The sequence below is a fragment of the Streptomyces durocortorensis genome (genome assembly GCF_016901035.1).
GTDB lineage: Bacteria > Actinomycetota > Actinomycetes > Streptomycetales > Streptomycetaceae > Streptomyces > Streptomyces durocortorensis.
The window spans coordinates 28301-33447 of the sequence record NZ_JAFEUF010000060.1 but is presented as its reverse complement, the minus strand read 5'-3'; the positions used below and the strand labels follow the sequence as shown (position 1 = coordinate 33447).

The following is a 5147-nucleotide window of genomic DNA, read 5'->3' as shown; positions in this document are numbered from 1 at the left end:
CCTGCTGCACCGCGCTGGAGAAGGCCGACCAGGTCTGATCCCCACGCCGGTCCTGCGTGAGGGGCCCCCCCCGGGGCCGGGGGGCCCCCCCCGGGCCGGGGGGGGGGGGGGGGGGGGGGGGCGGGGGGGGGGGGGGGGGGGGGGGGCCCCCCCCCCCCCCCCCCCGCGACTGCGAGTCATATGGAGAAGGTGATCATCTCTTTCGTACCACCACGAAGTCGGCGAGCTCGGTGAGCTGCTCGCGCACCCGGTGCGGCATGTCGACGGCGTGCAGCGCCTCGATGGCGATCGCGTGCTGGCGACGGGCTTCCTGGACGGTCCACTCGCGGCCGCCCGCCTCCTCGATGAGTGCCGCGCGGGCGGCGAACTCCTCTTCGGAGAAACTGTCGAAGTCGTTGCTCTTGGCGTCGGCTGCGAGCAGTTCGCCGAGGCGCTCGGACGCCTCGCCGCCCGCGGCGAGGGCCGCGACGACGGGCAGGGACTTCTTGCGCTGGCGCAGGTCGCTCCAGGTCTGCTTGCCGGTGGACTCCGGGTCGCCCCAGATGCCGAGCAGGTCGTCGACGGCCTGGAAGGCGAGGCCGAGGTGGTAGCCGTACGCCTCCAGGGTGTCGGCGGTGCGGTCGTCGGCGCCGCCGAGCACCGCGCCGATGGAGACGGCGCAGGCCAGCAGGGCGCCGGTCTTGTTGCCCTCCATCTCCAGGCACTCCTCGACGGTGACCCGCTCGCGGTGCTCGTAGGAGATGTCCTGGGCCTGCCCGTCGATGAGCTTGCGGGTGGCGGAGGTCAGCCGGCGGGCCGCGCGCCCCCCCTCGGCCGTGCCGAGCTCCAGCAGCAGGTCGTAGGCGAGGGCGAAGAGCGCGTCGCCGACCAGGATCGCCTGGGCGGGGCCGTGCACCTTCCACACGGTGTCGCGGTGACGGCGCTGTTCGTCGCCGTCCATCAGGTCGTCGTGCAGCAGCGAGAAGTTGTGCACGAGTTCGACGGCCACCGCGCCGGGGATGCCGGCCTCGGCCGGGGCGCCCGCCGCCTCGGCGGACAGCAGGGCGAGCGCGGGGCGTACGGCCTTGCCGCCGTCGCCGTCCGAGGGCCGGCCCTCGGCGTCGATCCAGCCGAAGTGGTACGCGGCGACGGTGTCCATGGGCGGCGCGAGCCGGTCCACGGCAGCCCGCAGGACCGGCGCTGACAGGGCTCGTCCGCGCTCCAGAAGCGCGGTGACGTCCGCGGTGTCAGCCACGGTGTCGAAAGCCGGATTCGCCGGGGTCACAGACTCTCCTCTTGTTCCGGTGGTACTGCTCATGCCGCCTCCTGCAGCGGATGTCCTGGGGGGCGGCCGAGGTCGTGGAGGGCCGCGTCGGCGGCGTCGGCGCCGCTGCGCACGGCACCCTCCATCGTCGCGGGCCAGCCGGTGTCGGTCCAGGCCCCGGCCAGCTGGAGACCGGGCAGCCGGGTGCGGGGGCCGGGGCGCAGCGGGCCGACGCCCGGGGCGGGCGCGAAGGTGGCGGTGCGCTCCCGGGTGACGAAGAAGTCGCGGATGCCCGCGCCGCGGGCGGCGGGCAGCAGCCGCTCCAGCTCGGGCAGGTAGCGGGAGCGCAGTTCGGCGACGGGCAGGTCGATCTCGGCCTGGGCGGCCGACTGCGAGACGGCCAGATACTGCCCGGGGCCCTTGAGGCCCGAGGAGTGGGTGCGGTCGAAGACCCACTGGACCGGGGAGCCGATCGCGGCGAAGAACGGCCTGCGCAGCACCTTGCGGTCGTAGATGACGTGCACGTTCAGGATCGGCGCGTTGTCGATGTCGAGCAGCAGCTCCGGCTCGTCCAGCGCACCCGCGGGCAGCAGGTCGTGGGTCTCGGTCTGCGGCACGGCCAGGACGACGGTGTCGGCGGTGATCCGCTCCCCCGCGCTCTCCACGCTCCAGCGGCCGTCGTCGGTGCGGGTGAGGGAGCCGACCTTGGCGCGCAGCTCCGTGCGGACGCCGGCGGTGTCCAGGGCCTTGCGGGCGAGGGTGTCGTGCAGCTCGCCGAGCGGCACGGTGGCCCAGCCGATGTCGGCGGCGCCGGGCTCGGAGAGCAGGCCGGTCTTGAAGACCTTCGCCGCGAGCGCCATGGAGGCGTTCGGGGCGGTGGCGTTGAGGGTGGCGACGCCGACGAGGTCCCAGAGCGCCTCGATGGCGCGCTCGGACTGGCCGTGCCGCCGCAGCCAGGTGGCGAAGTCGATCCGGTCCAGCTCGGAGTCGGCGGGGTCCAGGCGGCCGAGCGCCAGGGCGGCTCGGCCCACGGCCGCCTTCTCGGCGAGCGACAGGTGCGGATAGGCGGCGAGCCCGCCCGCCAGGTGCAGCGGTACGGGCAGGGCGGTGCGGCGGATCCGTCCCAGGCGCGGCCCGGCGGCGCGGCCGACGTCCAGGACGGGCACGTCGAGCCGGTCCTGGAGCGGGGCGAGGTGCGCGGCGTCGATCCGGTCGAGGAACCAGCGGTAGCCGGTGCAGCAGCGCAGGTAGACGTGCTGTCCGTTGTCGACGGTGAGGTCGCCGCGCTGGAAGGAGAAGGCGAGGCCGCCGAGGCGGGGGCGGCCCTCCAGGAGGGTCACGTCGAGTCCGGCGTCGGCGAGGCGGAGCGCCGCCGTGACGCCGGCGAGGCCACCGCCGACAACGACGCCGACGGGGCGCGGGCCATCGTCGCTCATGCCTGCCCCTCCCGCCGGGTCGTGGCGCTCTGGGTCCTCACCCTGGAGATCGTCGCAGTCAGTGACGCGTCGGGCCACCGGAGGGTTGCCCGGCGACCGGAGGTCCCGGAATCCATCAGGCCCGCCCCCTGGCGGTGAGCCGGGAGATGTGGCGGGCGTCGAGGCCGGACAGGCCGCGCACCGCGACGTACGCCTTCTCGTGGCCCGGCAGCGAGACCCGCCCGCGCAGCACGGCCTCGGGGTCGCGTTCGATCCGGTCGAGGAGGCGGCGGTAGATTCCGGCCATCGCCGCGACGCAGGCGCCGCTGCGGCGGTCGAGCATCGGCAGCAGCCGGTAGCCCTCGGCGAACAGGGCGCGGGCGCGGCGGACCTCGAAGTTGATGAGGCCGGCGAAGTCGGACCCGGGAGGCGGGGTCGTGCGGTGGAACCCTGCCGAGCAGCCGAATTTGGCCAGGTCGTCGGCGGGCAGGTAGGTGCGCCCGTTGCCGGCGTCCTCGCGGACGTCGCGCAGGATGTTGGTGAGCTGGAGGGCGAGGCCGAGGGTGTCGGCGTACTCCGCGGCGCGCTCGGACCCGCGGGCGCCGGCCGCGGTGCCGAAGACGCCGAGGCTGAGGCGTCCGATGGCTCCGGCGACGCACCGGCAGTAGGTCTTGAGGTCGTCCCAGGTCTCGTAGGTCGCGCCCCGCACGTCCATCAGGACGCCGTCGATCAGCTCGTCGAGTCCGCCGAGCGGGAGCGGGAAGCGGCGGGCGGCGTCGGCAAGGGCGACGGCCACCGGGTCGGTGTCGTCCTCCTCGACCTTGCCGTGCCGGACCCGGTCGAGCAGCTCGCGAGTGCTCTCCAGCCGGGTCCGCTTGGTCCCGGCGTCCAGCTCCCCGTCGCCGATGTCGTCGACGCGACGGGAGAAGGCGTACAGCGCCGACATGGCCTGCCGCTTCTCGTACGGCAGCAGTCGGATGCCGTAGGCGAAGTTACGGGCCTGCTGTCCGGTGACGGCTTCGCAGTAACTGTATGCGGCCTGCACCGGCGGCGACATGTAGGTCGTCTGTCCCTCCACGGTCCGGCTCACCTCTCTCCACGCGCTCTTCGCAAGACGATTCCCACTTCGCGCAGCAGCCTGGGCTTGGTGGGCTTGGGCGGTCCGGGCAGTACGTCGAACCCGGCTGCCGAGATCGCGGTGAGCGCGCTGCGGCCGCCCCCGACGAATCCGGCGAGGAGCAGCTTCAGCCTGCCGTCGACGCTGCCCACCAGCGGGGGGCCCTCGTCCAGCAGGTCGCTCGCACGCTGGGCCTCGTACGCGATCAGGGCGCGCACGGAGGCTCCGGCGGAGGGCGCGGCCAGGTCGGCTTCGGTGACCCGGAAGCGCTCCATGTCCTCGGCGGGCAGATAGATCCGGTCGCGTTCCAGGTCCTCGGCGACGTCCTGGAGGTGCTCGACGATCTGGAGTGCGGTGCAGACCGCGTCGGAGCGGCGGACGCGTTCGGGGCTGGTGGTGCCGGTGAGGGCGAGGACCAGGCGGCCGACGGGGTTCGCGGAGAGCTCGCAGTAGGCGGCGAGCTCGGCGTAGGTGCCGTAGCGGCGGATCTTCTGGTCCTGGCGGTTCGCCTCGATCAGGCCGAGAAAGGGCTCGGGGGTGAGCGCGCGGCGCCGCACGGTGGGGCGCAGATTGCGCAGCAGGGGGTGGTGCGACTCCTGGCCGGTGGTGGCGAAGACGCGATGGAGGTCGGTCTCCAGGGCGTCGAGCATGGCGAGGCGGTCGTCGCTCTGCTCCGGCTCCAGGCCGAGGTGGTGGGCGTCCGCGCCGCCGGGGGCGAGGTCGCCGTCGCCGATGTCGTCGACGAGCCGGGCGAAGCCGTAGACCGCCATCAGGTCCCCGCGCCAGGCGCGGGGCAGGAAGAAGGGCGCCACGGGGAAGTTCTCGTCCGCAGCCTTGCCGAGGGTGGCGTCACCGGTGCGCGCCGCGGGGGTCGAGGTCACTGCGGGCCACCCGGCGCGGGGACGGCGAAACCACGTCGGAGCTGGAGATCTTCCGTCATTGCCGTCACATCTCCCGTTCTACACTGCTGACCCAAAACAACCCTTTTCGGACACGCCGCTCAGTCTTCCGAGTGCACTGCGGCAGAGCGTCGGTGCCGGGGCGTATCGCCCTACTTGCCATGAATCAGCACCGCTCCAGCTTACGTTGTACAGCTCACGGGGGGTCGGCGGGGTGGGGCGCCCGCCACCGCGTCCCGGCCGCACCTGTCAACCTTCCCCTCGCACGGCTGACTTGACGTCATCCGCCGGGAGGAGATCGCCCCCGGGGTCCTACCGCGGACGGTCTGCCCGGCGGCGGGCACCGCACGGCCCCCCCCGGGCCGGACCCGCCGGGGCCCCGGGGGGGGCCGGCGGGCTACATGCCCCACTCGCCCACGTAAGCCGATAGGCCATGCCACGGGGGGCCGGGCCTCACGACCGCCCCCCTAGAC

General features: G+C 73.9%; 4 protein-coding genes. All 4 read right to left on the bottom strand.

Features of this window, described 5'->3' with window-relative positions:
- Nucleotides 1-193: 193 nt before the first annotated feature.
- Complete coding sequence (locus JS521_RS14490; RefSeq protein WP_205083388.1) at nucleotides 194-1297, bottom strand: polyprenyl synthetase family protein; 1104 nt, start codon at nucleotides 1295-1297, stop codon at nucleotides 194-196.
- A complete protein-coding gene (gene hpnE / locus JS521_RS14485; protein WP_205083387.1) occupies nucleotides 1294-2679 on the bottom strand; it encodes a hydroxysqualene dehydroxylase HpnE in 1386 nt (461 codons plus the stop codon). Before hpnE ends, JS521_RS14490 begins: the two co-directional genes overlap by 4 nt.
- Nucleotides 2680-2794: 115 nt before the next feature.
- Nucleotides 2795-3715, bottom strand: a complete 921-nt coding sequence (hpnD, locus tag JS521_RS14480; protein ID WP_205083392.1) for a presqualene diphosphate synthase HpnD — start codon at nucleotides 3713-3715, stop codon at nucleotides 2795-2797.
- Between the two features lie 29 nt (nucleotides 3716-3744).
- Nucleotides 3745-4656: a squalene synthase HpnC gene (hpnC, locus tag JS521_RS14475; RefSeq protein ID WP_205083386.1), complete on the bottom strand. Its 912-nt coding sequence runs from the start codon at nucleotides 4654-4656 to the stop codon at nucleotides 3745-3747.
- Between the last annotated feature and the right edge of the window lie 491 nt (nucleotides 4657-5147).

Excerpts from the sequence above, each read along its gene's own strand:
- JS521_RS14490 (WP_205083388.1), bottom strand. The coding sequence starts at position 1,297 with ATGAGCAGTACCACCGGAACAAGAGGAGAGTCTGTGACCCCGGCGAAT.
- hpnD (WP_205083392.1), bottom strand. The coding sequence starts at position 3,715 with ATGTCGCCGCCGGTGCAGGCCGCATACAGTTACTGCGAAGCCGTCACC.
- hpnE (WP_205083387.1), bottom strand. The coding sequence starts at position 2,679 with ATGAGCGACGATGGCCCGCGCCCCGTCGGCGTCGTTGTCGGCGGTGGC.